A 22,469-nucleotide genomic window follows, 5' to 3' on the forward strand; every position below is an offset into this window, starting at 1 on the left:
ATTATATGTCAAGTGATTTGGTTTTATTTCTTTTACCTGTTCATTTTATTTATTTGTGCTTATATATATATTGCGGATGAGGCGCTGTTTTTCAATACCTAATTTGATTTATTACTGATCATCCTTCACACAACTGATAAGTTTAAGCACCCTTTCTATTTTTTGTATTATGCAGGTATTTTTTTATGTCTTTGTTAAGTGATAACGCATTGTCTCATTTTGAGAATATCAGGCAGCAGCTTGATTTAACGTCTTTGAACGATCTGCAGATTAGTGATTTAAAAACTGTATTAGGTCTTAGTGATTTTATTGTTGATGCATTCTCCCGGCAGCCTGAATTACTTCTGGAACTATTAAACAGCGGCCAGCTTGAGCTTGATCAGCGCTGTGCGCAGATCAAGGCGGAACTACGAGAGGCCCTGTTTAATAGTGCTGATGAAACTGCCTTACATAAAACACTGCGTGTATTCCGGCGCAGGCATATGGTGATTATTGCCTGGCGGGAACTGCTTGGCAAAGCGAGTTTAGAGGAAAGTTTTGAACATACCTCTTATCTTGCGGATCAGCTGATTTTGCAGTGTATGAACTGGTTATATGAAAAACAGTGCAGTGAGCAGGGGACTCCAATGAACGCTGATGGAGTAAGGCAGACTCTGTATATTTTTGCGATGGGCAAACTAGGCGGGCGGGAGTTAAACTTTTCATCGGATATTGATTTGATCTTTGCTTATCCTGATCGCGGACAAACACTGGGCGGTCGGCGCAGTATTGATAATCAGGTCTTTTTTATCAAGCTGGGCCAGCGGATCATTGCTGCACTGCATCAGATAACGGTTGATGGTTTTGTTTATCGGGTAGATATGCGCTTAAGGCCCTTTGGTGATTCCGGGCCTCTGGTCAGCAGCTTTAATGCAATTGAAGATTACTATCAGAGCCACGGCCGTGAATGGGAACGTTATGCCATGGTCAAAGCACGTGTAATAGGCGAAGAGGGCCCCTATAAAAAAGCGCTGCAGGATCTGCTTAAACCTTTTGTTTATCGTCGCTATATCGATTTCAGTGCGGTTGAATCATTACGTAAAATGAAAGCTATGATCAGTGCTGAAGTACGCCGTAAAGGTCTTAAAGATAATATTAAATTAGGCATGGGCGGGATTCGAGAAATAGAATTTGTTGCGCAGGCATTTCAGCTGATACGCGGCGGGCGAACGGTTGAACTGCAGTGCCGCGGGCTGCAGCAGACGCTTAAAGTGATTGGTGAGATTGGCGCCCTGCCGCCGGAGCGGGTAAAAAAACTGCTTGATTCCTATCATTTTTTACGTTCAGTGGAAAATGTACTGCAGCAGATTGGAGATAAACAGACGCAGACCCTGCCGGAAAATGAACTGGACAAATTACGTTTAATTTCTGTACTGGGTTTTGCTGACTGGCAGAGTTTTTACCAGAAATTAAAGCAGGTGATGTTTGATGTGCATCAGGAATTTAACTGGGTAGCAGGAGACAAAAGAGATGAAAATGAGGCTCCTGAACAAGATTTATGTGAATTATGGGCATTAAACCTAGACCAGCAGGAAGCTGTGCGTCTGCTGCAGGAAAAAGGTCTAGAAGTACCTGCTGCGGAGAAGTTTGCCCGGGAGCTGCTGGGTTTTAAAGAAGATCTCAACAAGAGGCCGATCGGTCCTCGTGGTCAGGAAACACTGGATAAATTAGTACCGCGGATCATTAAATTAATCTGTGCTTATCCAGATCCAGGCGCTCTGATGAACAGAGTCAGTAATCTGTTATTAAATATTATGCGCCGAACCGCCTACTTAGAGCTGTTGAATGAGAATCTGGGCGCGCTTAAGCAGTTATTAAAGTTATGCAGCGCCAGTCCGCGTGTTGCCTCACAGCTTGCCCGACACCCGATTTTGTTAGATGAATTGATCGATCCGCAGCATCTTTATAACCCGACTGAGCTGCATAATTACAAACGTGATTTACGCCAGTTTATGCTGCGTGTTCCGGAAGAGGATATGGAACAGCAGATGGAAGCACTGCGTCAGTTTCAGCAGATGCAGTTTTTGTATATTGCTGCTGCTGATATTGCCGGGGGTATTCAGCTGCCGCAGGTAAGCGATCACCTGACCTGTTTGAGTGAAGCATTAATGGATTATGTGGTGCAGACTGCATGGCATCATATGGTTGAAAAGTACGGATTGCCGAGCAATGTCGCAGGTCAGGAGCGCAAAGGTTTTGCGGTTATTGGTTATGGAAAAATGGGTGGTTTTGAGCTTAGCTACAGTTCTGACCTTGATGTTGTATTCCTGCATGACCAGGATATTCAAGGCGAAACAAATGGTCCAAGAGTGATTAATAATCAGCTCTTTTATTTTCGTCTAGCACAGCGGATTATTCACCTGTTCAGTGCGCGTACTAATTCCGGTACTTTATATGAAATTGATATGCGTTTACGGCCGTCGGGAGAGTCTGGACTGCTGGTGGCAAGTATCGACGGCTATAAGAGGTATTTAGAAAAGGATGCATGGACTTGGGAGCATCAGGCGCTGGTTCGTTCCCGAGCGGTATTTTCTGATCAGAAACTGCTGACTGAATTTAATCAGGTTCGTCAGTCAGTGCTTTCTCAGATTCGAAATAATACCGAGCTGGCAACTGAGGTCAGTGATATGCGGGCAAAAATGCGCAGACATTTAAACCGGGCAGACGAGAATCAGTTTGATTTAAAACAGTCGCCTGGCGGCATGGTTGATATCGAGTTTATTGCTCAGTATTTAGTGTTGGCAAATGCATACCATTTTCCACAGGAGTTATGTAAGTGGTCGGATAATCTGCGAATTTTTGAAACCTGTAAAGAGCTGGGACTATTAAGCGAAGCCCAGGAAAAACTATTAACAGAAGCCTACTGTCATATTCGTGATGCAGCCCATAGGTTATCGCTTAATAAACAGACCCGTATCGTGGATGGTAAATTATTTAAGCAGGAAAGGCGGGATATCGTGCATATCTGGGATAAGTTTTTTGCTTAATTAATTGAGCAGAAAGGTGCTTATCACCTTTCTGCTGATATATTTATTGATAAAGCGACGGCTCGCCCTGTGGGCGGGTTTTAAAGCGGCTGTGCATCCACATATACTGATCGTCACACTCACTGACCATTTTTTCAATCTGCTGGTTGGTTCGTTTGGTATCCTGTTCAAGATCTTTACTTGGAAAATCCTGGAGCTGCGGATAGAAAATAAGCTCATATCCCGCTTCTCCCGGCAGGCGCTTTAAGAATACCGGGATCACGCAGCTGTTTTTTGTGCGTGCGAGGTTACTGGTTCCTGCGACGGTATTGGTATTTTCTACGGCAAAGAAAGGTGCAAATACACAGCTTTTATGCGGGCCGTAATCATGATCCGGTGCATACCATAATGCTTCGCCTTTTTTCAGCGTACGCAGCATAGATTTAAAATCAGTACGGTCTAACATCGCGTTATGCTCACGCATTCTTCCCCAGTAAAACCAGAAATCTAACACCGGGTTGCTGTGTTTGCGATAAACCGCAGAGCAGGGCTGTGCTAGACCGAGAGCGCGGGCACCTATCTCTAATGTCAAAAAATGTGCGCCAAGAAAAATAATGCCCTTGCCGTTACTATTTGCCTGTTCGACATGCTCTAAACCTGTTACTTTCAGTAGACCTTTAACACGCCAGGAAGGCCAGAACCAGGCCATGCCCATCTCCAGTAATGCGATACCGGTATTTTCAAAGTTAAGGCGTACTTTTTGTTCAACTTCAGCTTCTGACAGTTCAGGAAAACATAACTGAATATTCCGACGTGCTATTTTCCCTCTAGATTTGACGATAAAAGAGGAGAGCCTGCCAAGTTGTCTGCCTAGCCAGAGTATAGCGCTATAGGGTAGTAGAGAGCTCAAAAATAGTGCCAGAATACCTGACCAGGCAAGCCAGTATTTTGGATGACAGAAGCTAATTTTCAGTTTGTAAGGATTCATAAAGGTAAAACCTGCAGATAAACAATGAATTATTCTACCGAATTATCGAATAAATGCCTATTTTGTCGCGGATTCTTTTTTTGATTTAACTACACTTAGCGGGTAAAGTTTTTTTGATCCCGCATTTCAACAAATTAAATACAACCATTACTTTTTGATTTTCATAGGTGTCATTTATGGTAAATGCTGAACGGTCTGCTGTTTTTGATTATATTAGCGGTTTTTTTGGGCTGATTTTGTTATTCAGCTTAGCTGTTTTAATACTTGATAAGAATGGTAAGGCAGTACAGATAAAGCAGAATCAGAAACAGATCAGCAGCTCATATGCAACGATTCTGCAGCAGAGCAAAAAGGATGCAGTGTTGTTATTTGAGCTTCAATATAACAATCCTGAAGTGATTCTTTTACTGGAAAAGATTGAGTTCTCATTAAATGATCCGAAGATGCTGAAACATTATCGCCAGCAGCTGCGCAATATTCTACATTTAAAGTTTCAAACAAGCCGTCAGTATTTTCCCAATCAGCACCTTTACCTGCCCGATGGACGCTCTCTGTTAAGCTTGGATTCACCTTCTAAAGCGATGCTCAGCGATCCTGAGTATAATGCTGGTCTGCAGAAAGTAATAACGGAAAAAAGTGCTTATTTCGGACTTGCACTGCTGGATGGTGTTTATGTTTATCGTTTCTTCTTTCCTGTTTTTAATGATTATCATGATCTGATAGCCGTCGCTGAAGTTAGCCTGCCGTTAAAGAGTGTACAAAGTTTTCTTCTGGCTGAGCACGGGAGCCGCAGCCGCTATCTTTTTGCAAAACGGCCGCTGTCCGATGTGAGTAACAAATGGAGCCTGTATCAGGAATCAATCTTATCTGCTGACTATTATGTGCACAAACAAACACGTAAAACCAAAAAATATAATATGTATTTAGATAAGCAGCAGTCTTTGCAGATAAAAAGTGTTTTTACAGACAGCCAGTTAATTTCTTTATTTAAAATGCAGGCATTGTCTTTTGAAGCTGAAATAAACAGTACAGACGGTTTTGTCAGTTTTTTACCGCTAAAAAATATTAACGGCGATCTTGTCGGGCTGCTGCTGATTTATACTCCGAACTTAGTGACGACTTCTATTAATAACAATCGTATTCTATTATTTATCACCTTGTTTCTATCCCTGCTCCTGAGTGCTGTTTTTTATTATCGAAAGTCAGGACATGATCAGTATATTGCTTCTTTTTATAAAGGCATGATTGATACACTGCCTTTTCCTGTTTTCTCTAAAGATAAAAAAAATCATTACCAGTATGTTAACAGCGCTTTTCTGCAGCACTTTAATCTGCCGCCTGATACAAATTTTTATGATGGCGGTGATGCTTTTGAAAAAGAGCCTGAGTGTATACAGATATCTGCACAGGAACTGATGGAAACCGGTGGAAGCAGTAAAACTGAGAATGAAGTTATAGAAGGGCTGCATACTTCTAATTTTGTTACCTCATTATTTGTTTTACAAAATCAGCACCAGAGTATTACCGGGCTGCTAGGTTTTATTAACGAGAATACAGAGAAAAAGTCGCTTAAAAATACGCTGACTGAGTCACTTTTTTTCCAGCAGCAGTTATTAAACCTTGTGCCGATGGGGGTACGTTTATTTAATGCAGAGAAACAAATTTCAGAGGTTAATCAGGCTTTTGAACTGCTTAGTGGATTTAGTCAAAAACAGATGTCGGGCGCCGATTGTGAAAGTATGTTTACCTGTCTGCAGTGTAATCCTGAAGAATGCCCGCTGCGGAAAACCAAAAATGATAGACTTCATCACCAGATTGAGACGATTAAATATAAAGCTAACGGCGAAGTGGGTACTTTTGTTGTTTCTTACGCGCCGCTTCTGCTTAAGTCAGGAGAATTTAACGGGATTATCGAAATAACCACAGATATCAGTGATAAAAAAAGTTTATTAGATAAAACTCGTGAATTAATTATTAACGATGAATTAACCGGTTTATTGAATATGCGCGGCCTTTTGAATATAGGTGCAAATTACTTTCGCTTATCAGAGCGTACTAAAAAACCATTTTTTGCTCTTTATTTTGATATCTTCGGCATGAAAAAGTTAAATTACCAGTATGGCGAGAGAGCTGGTGATCAGCTTTTAAGGGATGTAACAACTATTCTTAAGGATACCTTCCGCGATACGGATTTAATTGCGCGTGTCGGAGGGGATGAATTTGCGGTGTTGTTAAATGAAAGTGATTATCGGATTAGTGATCGCGGACACTTTGCCCGACTGGATCATAATGTGCAGAAATACAATCAGCACAGCAGTAATGAATATAAACTGATTTTGGATACCGGCATTATTGAATATTCACCAATGCTGCATGTTGATCTGCAGGAGTTAATCAGCGCAAGTGAAAAATTGGTTTACGAAAAAAAACTGAAACGAAGTCTTAGTTGAGCCTAAGGCTGTAGCGATGCTTCGGCAGTCTTTTGTAACTCTTTTAAGGATACCTTAAGGCCGTTGTGCTGAGTTAACAGGAAGTAATGAACGGGGCGTTTAAATGCACTTAATTTGTTTTTAATGTAATTATTCAGCTGTTCTTCCTGCTGGTGATCATTAACCCAGTCGATAAATGCCACGGGGCGCTGACCGAATAACGGATCTTCAACAGCAACAATATAAGCCTGTCTGACTCCCTGAAAGCTTAATAAGAGACTTTCAATCTCCTCCGGCTGGATATTTTCACCGCCGGAGATAAATAAACGATCTTTACGGCCGGTTATCTGCAGGGTGTTATCTCTAAGAATGCCTAAATCTCGACTGGCAAACCACTGTTCTTCAGGTATCAGGCTGTCAGTTAAGGTGTTATTAAAATAACCTAAAAAACGACTTTTACCACGCAGGTTAATTTCCCCATTGATTATCTTTATCTGCTTATCTGCTAATATTTTTAGGCTCTGGCTGTTTGTTGAAGTCGCGACTTGAGAGCTCATTTCGCTCAAACCATAACTTAAATGATAGGTAAAACCCCGTTCTCTGGTCTGATTTAATAGACGTTCTGGAAAAGCGCTTCCACCAAGCAGCAGGTGTTTTATATTCAGCTTGTTCTGCCTGAATTGTGCTGTTTCTAATAAACGAAAAAGCTGGGCCGCCACTAATGAAAGGTGGGTGATCTGCTGCTTCTGAAGTAAATCAAGAGTTAATTTTTCTGCGCTGATAACTAAAGTCCCGCCGGCCAGCATAGTGCGCATAACCGCAGCATAGCCGCTGATATGAAAGAGCGGTAATGACAGTAAGTTTCTGTCGCCTTTGTGCAGCGGTATGACCTGTTGTGAAGCAGCTGCGCTGTAATAATGATTACTGAAACTGTGCATAACCGCTTTTGCCAGGCCGCTGCTGCCGGAAGTAAAAATGATATTGCAGACTTGCGATGCTTCTATACTGAGTGGTTTTAAAGTACTAGACTGCTGTTCATCTGCTGAAAAACTAAGAGTCAGGCCGGTTAAAGTACAGGAATCAGGCCTTTGATCCACCCAGACATATTCAGTGTTAAGCACCTTAAGGCGTGATTCTATTTCCTGCTTGCTGAAGCGTGGATTGATCGGACTGAAAATAACACCATTACGGATACAGGCCAGCTGCAGTAAAATAAGCTTAAGTGAATTTGGGGCAATGCAGGCTAAACGATCACCTCTCTGCAGTTTTAATAAAACCAGCTGCTTTACTATGCTCGAGACCCGTATATCCAGATCCCTGAAGCTCACTGTTTGACTGTCTAACTGTATGGCTGTATTTTCAGGCTGTGCAATAGCCTGTAAACGAAGTGGACAATAATTTAACTGCTGGTCCATAAATACTCCGGCTGTATGGTGATATTTTCTGGCTGTGCCGTATGTAAGTGAAACGGGTTGGAATTCAAAGACTGCTCCATAAACACTTCAGCTGAGAGATATCTTCAAACAGATTTTCCTGTTTAGTTAGCGGCCCGGCAGCAAAATATTTAAGTGTATCTAAGCCTAATGAAATATCTGCACTTTTCTGCCAATATAAACCTAAACAAGCCAGCTGCTGCAGACCTACGACTGACTCAAAAGAGGAGCTGATACTCACCTTTAGCTGATCCTGCTGAGCATTATTTATTAAGGCCTGCATGCGCTGTAATGATCCGATCAAGCTTGGTTTGATAACTAAGGCTTTAATACAGCTTTTATACTGGTAGCAAAAATCAGGGTTCTGCAGGGTTTCATCAAGCGCCAGGCCCACCTGGTAATGTCCTGCTAATTGTAAATTCTTGTCATAATCAGCCGTTGGTTCTTCTATATAATCCAGCTGTGCCCTGTTTATTTTGCTGAGAAAAAGGTCTGCCTGATCGATTGTCCAGGCTTGATTGGCATCACAGCGGATCAATAACAGCGGATTAAGAGCAGTTAATTCATTGAATAATAGAATATCTACTTCAGGGGTCTGCCTTGCTGTTTTGAGTTTAATCAGATTAGGAGACTTTAGAGCAATATACTGTGTGATAACTGCCTGATTATCCCCCTGCAGTAATGGAACCTTATCCATATTTACAGCCTGCTGTGAACAGGGGATTTTCTGTGTCACACAATCTAAAGCAAACTGCACACTCGGGTATAACTCACTCTCTTCGCTTAAGTTTTCTAATCCTCGCTCAAGCAGGGCGATAATCTGCTCTTTAGCCTGCGTTAGAGTTTCGCGGCTGAAACCAGGCAGTGGCGCTATTTCAGCAAGGCTGAACTTTCCATTTTCATACAACTGTAAAATGAGGCCTTCACGATATTCCAGTTTAAAACCTTTAAAGTTTAAAGGTTTTAAGAAAGGGATTTTATAAGTAAAGAGTCTAATGGCTTCAGGATACAGGTGAGTCTCCATCTGTTTGTCTCTTAGTTGATGTACTGCAGTGCAACACGTGAAGTTAATTTAGTGACTAGCTCATAAGCAATGGTGCCGATATGCAAAGCAACCTGCTCAGCCGGCAGGCCTTCGCCCCACAGAGTAACATCATCACCTACCTGGTCCAGTGCATCAGCCCCTAAATCAACGGTTAACATATCCATAGAGACCCGGCCGACAATCGGTACCTGCCGTCCATTTACCAGTACTGGTGTTCCTTCAGGCGCCATACGCGGGTAACCATCACCATAACCTACGGCAACGACTCCCAGCATAGTGTCTTTTGAAGCTGTCCAGTTTGCTCCGTAACCGACACTTTCTCCCGCCTGGTGCCTGCGCACTGCGATTAACTGCGATTTCAAGGTCATAACCGCTGTTAACTGAAAATCCTGTGCGCTTTGATTTTCAAAGGGAGATACCCCGTATAAAGCGATCCCTGGGCGAATAACATCCTGGCGGGCTTCCGGCCAGGCAAGCGCGGCCGCTGAATTTGCTAAAGAGTTTAAACCGCTATGCGGTTTTATATGTTTTTTAAACAGTGCTATCTGTGTTGTGGTTATCGGGTTATCTAGTTCATCGGCACAGTTAAAATGGGTGATCAGGTTGATCGGCTTCAGGACGTTTTTACTCTGCAGCAGCTGCTGATAAATATCGTCAAACTGCTCACTATGAAAACCTAAACGATGCATGCCGCAGTCAAGCTTCAGCCAGACCGGCAGCGGTTTGTCCAGATCCGCTTGTATAATCGCATCAACCTGCTCCTGCGAATGCACCACACAGTGCAGATCTTTTTCTATCAGAATCGGCAGGTCAGCTCTCTGGAAAAAACCCTCCAGTAATACCACCGGTTTTTTAAAACCCGATTCACGCAGAATTAATGCCTCATTGAGACGCGCAACACCACAGGCAAAAATACCCGGAAGACTTTGTGCAACTCTGACCATGCCGTGCCCGTAGGCATCCGCCTTTACCACTGCCAGTACTTTGCTGTGAGGAGCTGTCTTCTGTAATACTTGAAGGTTCTGCTGCAGCGCTTTCAGGTTAATAACCGCACGTGTGATATCCATTAGCAGACTCTATTTATTTTTATTAAGTTGTGTCTCATTTTACTCATCACCGTGATATGCAGCACCGGTATAGTCATCAAAGCGCGAGTAACGCCCCTGGAAGGTTAAACGTACCTTACCAATTGGACCATTACGCTGTTTACCGATAATTATTTCCGCAATACCTTTATCGTTACTGTCTTCGTTATAAACTTCATCTCGATAGATAAACATAATTAGATCGGCATCCTGCTCAATCGCGCCTGATTCACGTAAATCCGAGTTAATCGGGCGTTTATCGGCACGCTGCTCAAGACCACGGTTTAACTGAGAAAGTGCAATCACCGGGCAGCGAAGCTCTTTTGCTAATGCTTTTAATGAGCGCGATATTTCCGAGATTTCCAGAGTACGGTTTTCACTTAATGAAGGTACGCGCATCAGCTGCAGGTAATCGACCATGATCATGCTGATACCGCCGTTATCCCGGGCGATACGACGGGCTCGGGAACGTAATTCCGTCGGTGTAAGACCCGAGCTGTCATCGATAAACATCTTACCCTGGTTTAATAGAATCGACATAGTTGACGATAGAGAAGCCCAGTCGTTCTCATCAAGCTGACCGGTACGGATTTTACCCTGATCAATTCGCCCAAGTGATGCCAGCATACGGTTCATGATCTGATCGGCAGGCATCTCCAGAGAAAATATAATCGTTGGTTTATCTGAATTTAATGCTGCATGCTCGGCAAGATTCATGGCAAAGGTTGTTTTACCCATGGACGGACGTGCAGCGACGATGATTAAATCACCCGGCTGGAAACCGGTAGTCATCTGGTCTAAATCGTTATAACCCGAAGATAAACCGGTAATACCATCGCGCGGGTTTTTACATAAATCATCAATTCTGGCGACAGTTTCTTTTAAAATATCTTTAATCGCCTGCGGGCCTTCGCTTTTATCACTGCGTGCTTCAGCTATTTGGAATACTTTAGTTTCTGCAAAATCGAGCAGCTCGGAACTGTCACGACCTTCTGTTTCATAACCTGCTTCAGCAATTTCATTGGCAACACCGATCAATTCGCGGACAATGGCGCGTTCACGCACGATATCCGAGTAGTTATTGATATTAGCGGCACTTGGGGTATTTTGTAAAAGCTCTGCAAGGTAAGCAATACCGCCAACCCCTTCCAGCTCTTGATTATTTTCCAGATGCTCTGAAAGGGTAACTAAATCAACCGGTATATCTTCACTGCTGAGGTGTTCAATGGTTGAGAATATCTGACGATGGGCACGATGATAAAAGTCACGTTCAACCACCCGTTCTGCAACATCGTTCCAGGCTTCGTTATTAAGTAATAAACCACCGATTATCGCCTGCTCGGCTTCAAATGAGTGCGGGACACTTTTAATCGGAGATATCGTTTTATTTTTTTTAGCTGGGAAAGGTGCTTTATCTGCCATATTTAAATCCAGAATTTGTTAATTGAACTTATAAAAAGAGGATTTCAAGCCAAATATACGCGGTTAAAAGCAGAGCTATTAATACAGCCGCTGACCCCATATCTTTTGCCCTGCCTGAAAGTTCATGATGCTCACTGCCGATGCGATCAACAACAGCTTCAACTGCAGAATTAATGATTTCAATGATCATCACCAGTACAACCGGGGCGATTAATAAAATGCGTTCAATTTGAGAAACATCCAGGATCCAGGCCAGCGGAATTAAAACTAAAGCGAGAAATGTTTCCTGACGAAATGCCGCTTCATGTTTAAAGGCGCTTTTCAGCCCTTGAAGCGAAAAACCGCCTGCTAAAATAATGCGTTTTAATCCGGTGTTTTTTTTCATGAAATGACAAACCTGCTGCACTGTATCGGAGGGCTATTTTAGCAAAAGGCAGGAGCAAGGTCACTTGCTCTTTAACAGCAAGTGACCTGAATTTTGATAATAAAGTCGTTTCGCTATGAGTGCCTGCTTATAATCACCCTGTAAGAAAGAGCATCCTTCGCGCCGTACAGCCAGTTTATGTGCTTTTTGCCTGGTTAAATTGACACTGCTGTTTGCATAAGTCTATTCATGCTAATATTACTGCTTCTAAAACACTTCCCATTTTAGTGTCTCTGGTTTTTATTTAAGGGGTTTCTGTGTTAGCAAAAGGCTCTGCTTTTTCTCATTTTATTAATAGATACTGGGTCTGCAGTGCTTATGTGCCTCTACACCCGATTTCTGAATTACAGCTGGATCTGCATCGCCCGATTATTTATGTTGTGGAGCAGAATAGTGCGAGTGATCTGCTTGGTCTACAGACGGCCTGTCTGCAGGCTGGTTTGCCGGATCCTTTTCTGCCGATAGAGGCCGCAGGACAAAGTTTAAACGCGATTATATTTATTCATAACTGGTCCTGGTTTTCACCTCGGCTACCGCAGCTTCAGGAAACGCCTTATTTAGCGCAGTACCAGCAGTTATTAAATCTGCATAAGAGAAACAGTGAGTTAGATATTCAGCTGCTTCCAGTGTCTTTTTACTGGGGGAGAAATCCGGGAAAAAAGGGAAAAACAGCAAAGTTTGATCTGTCTGAACAGCGTCAGATCGGCATCCTGCATAAATCTTTAGTTGTATTGAAAAACGGCAAAGATCACCTGGTTCGATTTAACCGCCCGATTTCAATTGCCTCTCTTTGTGAAAGGGAAAAAAATCAGACAGGCGGAGACAGTCATTTTGACTCGCAGTTAGCGCATAAGCTTGCAAAAATTGCGATGACCTATTTCAGTCAGCAGAAGCGCACCAGTATCGGGCCTAAGCTGCCGGGCCGAAAAGAGATGGTTGAAACTGTGCTCCAGCAGCCGGCTTTGCGCAAAGTTATACAGCAGACTGCGGAACAGAGACAGTCAAGTGAATCACAAATTGAGCAGCAGTGCCGCGAATACCTGCAGGAGATCAGTGCTGATTTTTCCTATCCTTTTTTACGTGTTTTTCGCTGTGTATTAGGCTGGGTATGGAATTATATTTATCAGGGCATTGAAGTGAATCATGCGCAGGCAGTCCGGCAGGCCTGCCAAAGCGGAGCTGAAATTATCTATATGCCCTGTCACCGAAGTCATATGGATTATCTGCTGCTTTCCTATCTGTTATTTGAACAGGGGCTTGTTCCTCCTCATGTTGCCGCCGGAGTAAATCTTAACTTTTTTCCTGCTGGAGGTGTTTTTAGGCGCAGCGGCGCTTTCTTCTTACGACGTACTTTTAAAGACTCGCCGCTTTATGCCGAGGTTTTTAAAGCCTACTTTGCGATGCTTTTTAAACAGGGTTACCCCATTGAATTTTTTAGCGAAGGCGGACGAAGCCGGACAGGGCGTTTATTACCGCCAAAAACGGGTTTACTTGCCATGTCTTTACAAACTTATATAAATCAGCCTGAACGTAATGTTTTAATTATACCTGTCTATATTGGTTATGATCATATTATGGAAGTGAGCACTTACACAAAAGAGCTGACGGGGCAGAAAAAAGAGAAAGAGAGTATCTGGCAGGTATTAGGCATAGTTAAAAAGCTCGGTAATTTCGGCCGGGCCTTTGTTAATTTTGGTGAGCCTGTCAATATTAAGCAGCACTTTGATCAACAGATTCCAAACTGGAGAGACATGGGTATTGATCAGCAGCAGTTTAAAGAACAGGTAGATCAAGTTGCGCAGAAAGTGATGGCCGGCATTAATCAGGCTGCCTCTGTTAATGCTCTGCCTCTGTGTGCATCAATTTTATTGACCTGTAATAACTACCAGGTAGAGAAACCGCAGTTGTTTGAATATATAAACAAACATCTGCAGCTGCTGACTTTAAACAATTCAGGTAGTCTGGTGACCTATAAACAGCAGAGTGCTGCTGATGTCTATCAGCAGGCCCTAATCATGAATAAATTCGAGCAGTGCGGCACTTCAGTGTTGTGTTCTTTGCCGCAGGCTGCAGAGTTGACCTATTACCGTAATAATATTGTTCACCTGTTTGCTCTTCCAAGCCTGTTATGTAATACGGTTTGTTATCTGCGGCGACAGAACAAGCTGTTAACAGCTGCAGAGATTGTTTTTTATGCATCAAAGGTTTATCCGTTTGTGCAGGCTGAATATTTTTTGAATGAACCTCAGGATATAAAAGCCCTGTTAGAACAAGGACTGGACGAGTTACAAAGCCTGGCTGTTTTAACAAAGCACCAGGAAATCTATATCGTTGCTGACGATGCTTTGCTGAGTGTTTTTGTTGGACATATGCAGGAAAGCTACTGCCGCTATTATCACTTTCTGTTGTTAGTGAGCAGTAATAACAGTGCCTGGCAGGATGTGGATTTTGAAGAAACTGCGCTGCAGACCAAAGCTGATTTACAAAACCATAGTATTGAACCCTTTGATATGAAAGTTATTAAGGTTTATCGCGATACACTGCAGAGATTGTATCCGGATTTTATAAAAACTGATCAGGCACAAACACTGCTGGTTCTGTTTGAACATTCGCTCTGATAACGGTTATATTTGACTGCTGGTGGATTTTAACCTGACAGGCAGCCTGGTTTGCCTGCACTAAATGGTATAATAAAACGATATGCGAGAATTTATTTTGCTACACTCTTTTTTTTATTGTTTGTGGAATGTGTGTGACTGAACCTTACCCTGTTTTACAGGAAGCGCTGATCTTTCAAGAAGATATTAAAAAAAGCCGTTTTATTACCTATCTGCAGCCGGTCACAGGAAAAGAGCAGGCACTGGCTTATCTGCACAGAATTCGAGAGCAGCATAAAGAAGCTCGGCATCATTGCTGGGCTTATATAGGCGGCAGCCCGAAAGATAGTGTTAACATAGGCTGCAGTGATGATGGTGAACCGAAAGGTACTGCGGGGAAACCTATGCTGGCTGTTTTACAAGGCTGCGGTGCTGGGGAAATTATGGCTGTGGTGGTGCGTTATTCCGGCGGCATTAAACTTGGAACCGGCGGATTAGTACGTGCTTATTCAAACGGCATACAGCAGCTGGTTAAACAGATGCAGACAATTGAAAAGCGTTTTTATCAACACTATCAGCTGCACTGTGACTATGCTCAAATGGCGCTGATAGAAAGCTTGTTAGTAAGATTATCTGGACGTATTGTGCAGATTGATTATCTACAGTTTATATCTGCAGTCGTTGAAGTCGATCTGCAGCTAACCGAAGAATTTACTCAGCAGCTGGAATCGCTGACACAAGGAAAAGTTTTTGCGAAAAAAATCCCTAACAAAGCCGGTTAAAGTGAGATAAACAGGTGGCTTTTCGTTCAATAATTAGAATTGTTGGTATGTTAATCGGGTTATTCAGCCTGACTATGCTGCCGCCTGTGCTGATCGCGTCATTTTATAACGACAGCGGCGGTAATGATTTTCTCGCCGCCTTCTCGGTTACCCTGTTAATCGGATTTGTTTTATGGATGCCCAACAGGCATATAAAAAAAGATTTAAAAGCCAGAGAGGGGTTTTTAATTGTTGTGCTGTTCTGGGCCGCCCTGGGCAGCGTTGGAGCGATCCCGTTTCTGATGAGCTCCAGTATTGAAATGAACAGTGCTTCCGCATTTTTTGAATCATTCTCAGGGCTGACTACTACCGGCGCGACGGTTATTCAAAATCTGGACACTCTGCCGAAATCTATTCTCTTCTACCGGCAGATGCTGCAGTGGTTCGGCGGCATGGGGATCATTGTTTTAGCTGTTGCTGTGCTGCCTATGCTGGGTATAGGTGGTATGCAGTTATATAGAGCAGAAACTCCCGGCCCGGTAAAAGACTCTAAAATGACCCCGAGAATAGCGGAAACAGCAAAAGCGCTGTGGTATGTTTATTTGTGTCTGACGGTCGCCTGTATGATGGCATTCTGGCTGGCCGGTATGAGTTTGTTTGATGCACTGGGGCATAGTTTTTCGACCGTTTCTATCGGCGGTTTCTCAACCCATGATGCCAGCATGGGGTACTTTGACAGTAATGTTATTAATCTGATAACCGTAGTTTTTCTGATTATTTCCGGAGTGAATTACGCACTGCACTTCAGTGCATTTTCAGCGAGAAAATTTTCTTTTAATATCTACCGGCAGGATCCGGAAGTACGTGCATTTATTTTTATTCAACTGCTGTTAACAGCGGTTTGCTTTCTCGGGCTGATCGGTAATGATGTTTACGATTCGATTGAACAGTCGTTTTCCCAGGCGCTGTTTCAAGCGGTTTCCATTTCTACGACTGCCGGTTTTACTACTACCTCTTTCTCTGACTGGCCTCTGTTTTTACCTGTTTTGTTAGTTATATCTAGTTTTATCGGGGGCTGTGCGGGCTCCACCGGAGGCGGTTTAAAGGTGATCCGGGTGTTATTACTGAATTTACAGGGCATGCGGGAATTAAAACGTCTGGTGCACCCGAAAGCCGTATATAAAATTAAATTAGGTAATAAAGCGCTGCCGGATCGTGTGATTGAAGCGGTGTGGGGCTTCTTTTCAACTTATGCTCTGGTCTTTATTGTCTGTATGCTGGCACTGTTAATGACAGGTATGGATGAATTAAGCGCTTTTTCGGCTGTTGTTGCTATGCTGAATAATCTTGGTCCCGGGCTTGGAGAGGTTGCACTGCACTTTGATGAAGTGAGTGATGCATCGAAGTGGATTATGATTATCGCCATGCTGTTCGGGCGTCTGGAGATATTTACGCTATTAGTACTGTTTACGCCTGTATTTTGGAAAAATTGACATAACACACAGCTTTTATTCTATAAAAATCAAATTGTTAATAATAATTAAAACAGTCCTATATTCAGACTGGCATGTTGGGAAAAATTAAATGGCAAGCAAAACCCTGGTTATCTATTCGTCTGTTGACGGGCAGACGCTGAAAATAATCGAACGGATCACTAACTTAATTGAGGGTGATATTACTTTATGCAATGTGGATGAAAATCCGCAGGTTGATTTCAGTCGGTATGACAAAGTACTGGTTGGAGCCTCGGTCCGCTATGGCAATTTTCGCAAAAATTTACTTAATTTTGTCAATGCACACAAAGCTCATCTAGATTTGTTACCGAATGCTTTTTTTCTGGTTTGTTTGACTGCGCGTAAACCTGAAAAAGCGAATCCGGCAAATAATGCTTATATGGCTAAATTTGACCAGTTATCTTTATGGCATCCGAGATTAAAAGGGGTCTTTGCGGGAGCATTATTATATTCCCGTTACAACTGGTGGCAGACGCTGCTTATCCAGCTGATTATGAAAATAACCGGCGGCAGTACAGATAAAAGCCGGGATATTGAGTTAACAGACTGGGAGAAGGTGGAAGTGTTCAGCAAAGATTTTTCTGCTTTATAAGCGAAAGTGGCAGGACGCAGCCAGATTGCTTATTAAGCTGATTTTTTTAACCGTCTGACATACAATGCATGCTTTCAATATTTGTATTAATGCAGGCAGAAGTATCGTGAATCAACAATCTTGCCCCAACGCGAAACAGATCCTGTTTGATGTGTTTGGTTACAATACCTTTCGAGAAGGCCAGGAAGATATTATCAGCCGGCTGTGTGCTGGAGATGATGCTCTGGTAGTGATGCCGACGGGCGGCGGAAAAAGTCTGTGCTTTCAGATACCGGCTCTGGTCCGTCCCGGTATATGTTTTGTTATCTCACCGCTTATTTCATTAATGAAAGATCAGGTTGATACGCTGCGTTCCTGTGGTGTGGCCGCCGCATATCTGAACTCCAGTCTTTCTTATCAGGAACAAAATCAGATACTCAATGATATGCATAACGGACAACTGAAAATTGTCTATGTTGCCCCTGAACGTCTGCTTCGTCCAGATTTTATGAACCGTCTGGAAAACCTCGAGATTAATCTGTTTGCTATTGATGAAGCGCACTGTATTTCTCAGTGGGGGCATGATTTCCGCCCTGAATATGCGCTGCTCGGACAGTTAAAAGAACGTTTTCCTGATATTCCGCTGGCAGCATTAACTGCAACTGCGGATCATGCTACCCAGAAAGATATTCTCGCGCGTCTGCAGCTCCGCGATCCTCTGGTTGCGGTGCACAGTTTTGATCGACCGAATATTGAATATCTATTGATTGAAAAGTACCGGCCGTTGACTCAGCTGTTTAATTATTTGTCTGAGCACAAAAATGAAAGCGGCATTATTTACTGTACCAGCCGCCGCCGTACTGAAGAATTAAGTGAAAAGTTAAGCGCTAAAGGTTTAAAAGCACGTTGTTATCACGCCGGTTTACCTCTGCAGGAACGCCAGTCGGTACAGGATCTGTTTATCAAGGATGAAGTGGATATTGTCGTTGCCACGGTGGCCTTTGGTATGGGTATTGATAAACCTAATGTGCGCTTTGTGGTGCATTATGAGATCCCTAAAAATATCGAATCTTATTACCAGGAAACAGGGCGGGCAGGGCGCGACGGTTTACCGGCACAGGCGATGTTATTTTATGATCCTGCTGATCCGGCGCGGATCCGAGGCATGCTGGAAAAAAATGATAATGAGGAACAGCTTCGTATTGAACTGCATAAATTAAATACTATGGTTGCATTCGCGGAAGCGCAAATCTGCCGGCGTCAGGTTTTATTAAATTACTTTGGTGAATACAGCCATCAGGCTTGCGGCAACTGTGATGTCTGTCTGGATCCGCCTAAAAGTTATGATGCAACTGAAGATGCGCAGAAAATACTTTCCTGTGTTTACCGTACCGGACAGCATTTCGGCATGGGGCATGTTGTTGAGGTATTAAAAGGAGCACAAACTGCACGCATTAAAAGCTTGGGACACGATAAACTGTCAACCTATGGTTTAGGTAAAGAGCAGTCGACAGAACACTGGTTAAGTATTTTAAGACAGTTAATTCACTGTGGTTTACTGATGCAGAACTTAACCCGAGGATCTGCACTGCAGCTGACTCAGGCTGCTCGTCCTGTTTTAAAAGCACAGCAGGTGCTGCACTTAGCTGTGCCGCGTGTGAAAATGGTTAAGGCGAAAAAGAAACGCGGTGTACTGGCTGATCTGGCGGACAATAAATTGTTTGCCCGACTGCGTCAGCTGCGTAAACAGATTGCTGATCGTGAAGATCTGCCGCCGTATATTATTTTCAGTGATGTGTCTCTTTCTGAAATGAGTGAATTAATGCCGCTGACGGATGCTGAGTTTTTGAATATCAGTGGTGTCGGTCACATTAAACTGGATAAATATGGTGCTGAATTTATGCAGATAATTAATGAATATTCACAGTCGCTCTAGAAACTGCGCTTATGTAAAGTTGACTTTTAAAGGGCGGGAAGGTTAATCATATATGACTTTCCAGCGCCCGAAAAACTAAGCGTTTAATTTAAAGTCATTTAAACGCTTTAAAGCATGCTCAATAACATTGGGAGAGATTTTTTCCTGAATCTCGGCCACTTCCGCATTATTAAATAACTCCCCTAAAAAAACACAAATATAAGTTAACGGTGCACTGGCAAACAGTTTCGGATTTGCTAGAAAATCCTGTCCACGAGTTGCCATCCAAGTCGCGTTATTGTGCTTATTCATAAACTCTGAGTCTAAAATAGTTTTTTTCAATTTGCTTAATACTGTTGTGAAATCAAAATGCTGAGAATTGAACTCATTACTGAATGCCGCTAGTAAATTAATAGACTGTTGATTTGGTAAAATTGCCAGCTTGTGGATATTGGTCATTTGAAGTGCCCTGTGATGAAAAACTCTAAACAGTGAAACGTTTACATCCTTGTTCTGATCGCCTTATTAGATTAGTTTGCTGTTAGTGTGGTTTAAAGATGACTTGTTTTATTTCATTGCAATAAAAGTCATGAACTATGATAAAAAAGTCATGGTGAAGGGTACAGCTTAAGGCATAAGTGCATCAATATAATTAATCTCTATTTATTGTAAAATTTGAGTTGCTTAACAATTTATAAATAATGATTTTGTCTGTCACTATTATTTGCTTATTTTACAAGCACAAAAGCAGTGCCCCTCGGAACTTTCAGAGGCTAAATAAAATTTAGCGGGTAGATTTTTGTTAAAATTTGCTGCTGTTGATAATAGGTAGATAAAACAGTTTGAAAAAACAGGTATAAAAAAGGCTAATGGGAATTAGCCTGAAAGGCGGTGTTATTTAGTCTTAATGCAGCTTAAATTCATTAAGTCGGGCTAATACACTCTTTAATATTTGTGGAGTTAGTGTGTCTTGTAATTCTTCCAGGCTGTATTTTTTAAACAGCTCGCCGATAAAAGCGCAAATATAAGTCAGTGGTGCATGTGCAAATAGCTTCGGGTTAGTTAAATAATCGGAACCTCGTCTCTGCATCCAGTCGGCATTATCATGCTTGGCCATAAAGTTAAGTTTAGAAATCTCATTTTTCAACTTGATTAACAGCTGGGTATAATCGAATGAAATATTATCAAATTCAGCATGATAATTTGCAATTGAATTAATAACTTCTTGGCTTGGTAAAATATTTAGTGCATGAATATTAGACATTTACAGGTTCCTTCGAATAAATGAATGACCATGCAGCTCTTTGAAAAGAGGTGCATAAATTAATTATCAGTTAGCCCATTGTGTGTTCAATAGTTTTTCTGCGCTGTTGCTTCTGTGTTAATCATTAGTCCACTTTTTTATTGTGGATTTGCTTTGGTAAAATGAATTGTAGTAAAGGAATGCTGTTTGTCGATGACATTATTTTAATAAAAAGGTAAAGATCTGCAGAGTTTGCACTGGATCATATTTTGTGTAAACGTTTTACATAACTTGTCTTCTAACTTACTTCTGATACTTTTAATAGTAGGACATTCTTTTTTAAGGAGAGCCTATGCTTCTAGATCAGATTGAGATCGTAGGATTTAGGGGCATTAATCGTTTATCGATTAATGTGAAGGAATTGAATGCTTTTCTTGGTGAAAACAGTTGGGGAAAGTCGAGTTTATTTGATGCACTATCGTTATTTTTATCCGGCACACACAAAAACTACAAGTTTGTGGGCGATGATTTTCATCAGCCCCCTAATCCTGAAATCAGTACGACTAAACTTATTCATCTTGTTTTCACTTTCAAAGAGCAGTTAATCGGGGAGGCTGGTCTGCGTCAGTATGCCAGTATATTGGAAGCCTGGAATGTTCCTCAGAATGAATTAAGACATATCTATTTCCAAATCGACGGCGAGGTGACAGATGCTGGAAATATTAAAACCCGTCGTTACTTTTTAGATAATGACGGTATTGAAAAGATATACAGCAGGGAAAAATTAGCCGAACTGGTTAACGAGTTTGTTTCTTTTGTGCCGGTTTTACGTATGGGTAGTGAAGCTCCGTTGATTATGGATTCGGAAGAACAGGAGGCTAAAGAGTTATCCAGTAAAAGAGAGCTTTGTGAAGAGCGCATTAAACGTGTATTTAGACGTCTAGTAGGTTCTTCGCAGCAGTTATCTGAACACGAAATGGGGCGCGGATATGAAGCGCTTGCTTATCTGTTTGACCACTATCTGTTTAAGCGTTACGGCGGATTTGATTACCACAAGGTTGATTTTGAACATGATATTCATAGTCAGAGGCCGTTTTCATTTCTGGCTTTAACCCACTTCAACGATCTGTTTAAAACCGGGCATAAAAGAGACCGGGCGATGCTGCTGCTGATCCTTGGAGAATTTCTACAAGCTAGAGGAGAGCACCTGCTGCGTAGGGGAGCGACTCCTATTTTATTACTGGAAGAGCCGGAAAATAATTTACATCCAGTTAACTTAGCGATTACCTGGCGGTTTTTCTCTTTGCTGCCCATGCAGAAACTGGTCAGTACTAACTCTAGTCAGCTTTTATCATTTTTCCCTTTAAGCCGTATTCAACGTTTAGTCAGGCAGGCGGATCTAATTAAAAGTTATTCTTTAAATCCAGCCCATTTTTCCGAAAATGATTTACGCAGAATTGCTTTTCATCTGCGTATGACCCGCCCGCAAAGTCTTTTTGCACGTTCCTGGTTATTAGTTGAAGGGGAAACTGAAACCTGGCTGTTAACTGAACTGGCCCGTTTATGCGGTTACCATCTGGTGGTTGAAGGAGTACAGATTATTGAGTTTGCTCAGTGCGGTGTTGCCCCTTTAATTAAACTTGCTCAGGATCTGCATATCGAATGGCATGTGTTAACAGACGGGGACGCTGCGGGACAAAAATACGCCGGCCGGGTTGAGGATATGTTGTCAGCAAAAGACTTTTTAGCGAATCGTCTTTCTATATTACCGGCACAGGATATCGAACATTTGTTTTTTAACGGTGGTTTTTCGGATATTTACCTTGAAGCTGCTAATTATACCGAGAAGGATTTAGCGCGGCTTGCTGTGAGTAAAATTATTGATAAAGCGGTGCATAAATACTCTAAACCAGGGTTAGGTCTGGCAATTGCAACGGCTGTTGAGGAACGCGGAGCAGATTCTATTCCACCGCTGTTAAAACGCTTGTTTGCCCGTCTGGTTGGTTTAGCAAGAACGCAGTCCGGTTAAATTGACTG

The 22,469-nt window shown here is 42.3% G+C and carries 16 protein-coding genes; 8 read left to right on the forward strand and 8 right to left on the reverse strand.

Features of this window, described 5'->3' with window-relative positions; all coding sequences use genetic code 11:
- Positions 1 to 185: 185 nt before the first annotated feature.
- Positions 186 to 3,026: a bifunctional [glutamate--ammonia ligase]-adenylyl-L-tyrosine phosphorylase/[glutamate--ammonia-ligase] adenylyltransferase gene (gene glnE / locus G327_RS0104515; protein ID WP_019613575.1), complete on the forward strand. Its 2,841-nt coding sequence runs from the start codon at positions 186 to 188 to the stop codon at positions 3,024 to 3,026.
- Between the two features lie 43 nt (positions 3,027 to 3,069).
- On the opposite strand, the gene lpxL is transcribed toward glnE, so the two are convergent.
- Positions 3,070 to 3,993: an LpxL/LpxP family Kdo(2)-lipid IV(A) lauroyl/palmitoleoyl acyltransferase gene (lpxL, locus tag G327_RS0104520; protein ID WP_019613576.1), complete on the reverse strand. Its 924-nt coding sequence runs from the start codon at positions 3,991 to 3,993 to the stop codon at positions 3,070 to 3,072.
- 176 nt (positions 3,994 to 4,169) lie between these two features.
- On the opposite strand from lpxL, the gene G327_RS0104525 reads away from it, so the two are divergent.
- Complete coding sequence (locus tag G327_RS0104525; RefSeq protein WP_019613577.1) at positions 4,170 to 6,443, forward strand: sensor domain-containing diguanylate cyclase; 2,274 nt, start codon at positions 4,170 to 4,172, stop codon at positions 6,441 to 6,443.
- 2 nt (positions 6,444 to 6,445) lie between these two features.
- On the opposite strand, the gene menE is transcribed toward G327_RS0104525, so the two are convergent.
- The 5 genes from menE to G327_RS0104550 form a co-directional block, all read right to left on the reverse strand.
- The gene (menE, locus tag G327_RS0104530) at positions 6,446 to 7,837 is read right to left on the reverse strand and encodes an o-succinylbenzoate--CoA ligase (RefSeq protein WP_019613578.1); all 1,392 of its coding nucleotides are present in this window, start codon (positions 7,835 to 7,837) and stop codon (positions 6,446 to 6,448) included.
- A gap of 64 nt (positions 7,838 to 7,901) precedes the next feature.
- Positions 7,902 to 8,879, reverse strand: a complete 978-nt coding sequence (menC, locus tag G327_RS0104535; RefSeq protein ID WP_019613579.1) for an o-succinylbenzoate synthase — start codon at positions 8,877 to 8,879, stop codon at positions 7,902 to 7,904.
- A gap of 11 nt (positions 8,880 to 8,890) precedes the next feature.
- The gene (alr, locus tag G327_RS0104540) at positions 8,891 to 9,967 is read right to left on the reverse strand and encodes an alanine racemase (RefSeq protein ID WP_019613580.1); all 1,077 of its coding nucleotides are present in this window, start codon (positions 9,965 to 9,967) and stop codon (positions 8,891 to 8,893) included.
- Between the two features lie 39 nt (positions 9,968 to 10,006).
- Entirely contained in the window at positions 10,007 to 11,407 is a 1,401-nt protein-coding gene (dnaB, locus tag G327_RS0104545) for a replicative DNA helicase (RefSeq protein ID WP_019613581.1), read from the reverse strand.
- 28 nt (positions 11,408 to 11,435) lie between these two features.
- Positions 11,436 to 11,792 (reverse strand): diacylglycerol kinase, encoded by a 357-nt coding sequence (locus G327_RS0104550; protein WP_019613582.1) that lies wholly within the window; start codon positions 11,790 to 11,792, stop codon positions 11,436 to 11,438.
- 296 nt (positions 11,793 to 12,088) lie between these two features.
- Here G327_RS0104550 and plsB point away from each other — a divergent pair, with 296 nt between their 5' ends.
- The 5 genes from plsB (at position 12,089) to recQ (ending at position 19,210) form a co-directional block, all read left to right on the forward strand.
- Positions 12,089 to 14,449 carry a glycerol-3-phosphate 1-O-acyltransferase PlsB gene (gene plsB / locus G327_RS0104555; RefSeq protein WP_019613583.1) on the forward strand — a complete coding sequence of 787 codons (2,361 nt, stop codon included), beginning with the start codon at positions 12,089 to 12,091 and terminating at the stop codon, positions 14,447 to 14,449.
- A 128-nt stretch (positions 14,450 to 14,577) separates the two neighbouring features.
- Positions 14,578 to 15,210 carry a YigZ family protein gene (locus tag G327_RS0104560; protein WP_033297820.1) on the forward strand — a complete coding sequence of 211 codons (633 nt, stop codon included), beginning with the start codon at positions 14,578 to 14,580 and terminating at the stop codon, positions 15,208 to 15,210.
- Between the two features lie 14 nt (positions 15,211 to 15,224).
- Positions 15,225 to 16,682 (forward strand): TrkH family potassium uptake protein, encoded by a 1,458-nt coding sequence (locus G327_RS0104565; RefSeq protein ID WP_026339185.1) that lies wholly within the window; start codon positions 15,225 to 15,227, stop codon positions 16,680 to 16,682.
- 91 nt (positions 16,683 to 16,773) lie between these two features.
- Positions 16,774 to 17,295, forward strand: a complete 522-nt coding sequence (hemG, locus tag G327_RS0104570; protein ID WP_019613586.1) for a menaquinone-dependent protoporphyrinogen IX dehydrogenase — start codon at positions 16,774 to 16,776, stop codon at positions 17,293 to 17,295.
- Positions 17,296 to 17,359: 64 nt separating this feature from the next.
- On the forward strand, positions 17,360 to 19,210 hold the full coding sequence (gene recQ / locus G327_RS0104575; RefSeq protein WP_019613587.1) for a DNA helicase RecQ: 1,851 nt from the start codon (positions 17,360 to 17,362) through the stop codon (positions 19,208 to 19,210).
- Between the two features lie 75 nt (positions 19,211 to 19,285).
- Here recQ and G327_RS0104580 read toward each other — a convergent pair whose 3' ends face one another.
- Both G327_RS0104580 and G327_RS0104585 read right to left on the reverse strand, forming a co-directional pair.
- On the reverse strand, positions 19,286 to 19,648 hold the full coding sequence (locus G327_RS0104580; RefSeq protein ID WP_019613588.1) for a hypothetical protein: 363 nt from the start codon (positions 19,646 to 19,648) through the stop codon (positions 19,286 to 19,288).
- 445 nt (positions 19,649 to 20,093) lie between these two features.
- Positions 20,094 to 20,453 carry a hypothetical protein gene (locus G327_RS0104585; RefSeq protein ID WP_019613589.1) on the reverse strand — a complete coding sequence of 120 codons (360 nt, stop codon included), beginning with the start codon at positions 20,451 to 20,453 and terminating at the stop codon, positions 20,094 to 20,096.
- A 331-nt stretch (positions 20,454 to 20,784) separates the two neighbouring features.
- Here G327_RS0104585 and G327_RS0104590 point away from each other — a divergent pair, with 331 nt between their 5' ends.
- A complete protein-coding gene (locus tag G327_RS0104590) occupies positions 20,785 to 22,461 on the forward strand; it encodes a DUF2813 domain-containing protein (RefSeq protein ID WP_019613590.1) in 1,677 nt (558 codons plus the stop codon).
- Positions 22,462 to 22,469 lie beyond the last annotated feature (8 nt).

The organism is Psychromonas ossibalaenae ATCC BAA-1528 (genome assembly GCF_000381745.1).
Taxonomy (GTDB): domain Bacteria; phylum Pseudomonadota; class Gammaproteobacteria; order Enterobacterales; family Psychromonadaceae; genus Psychromonas; species Psychromonas ossibalaenae.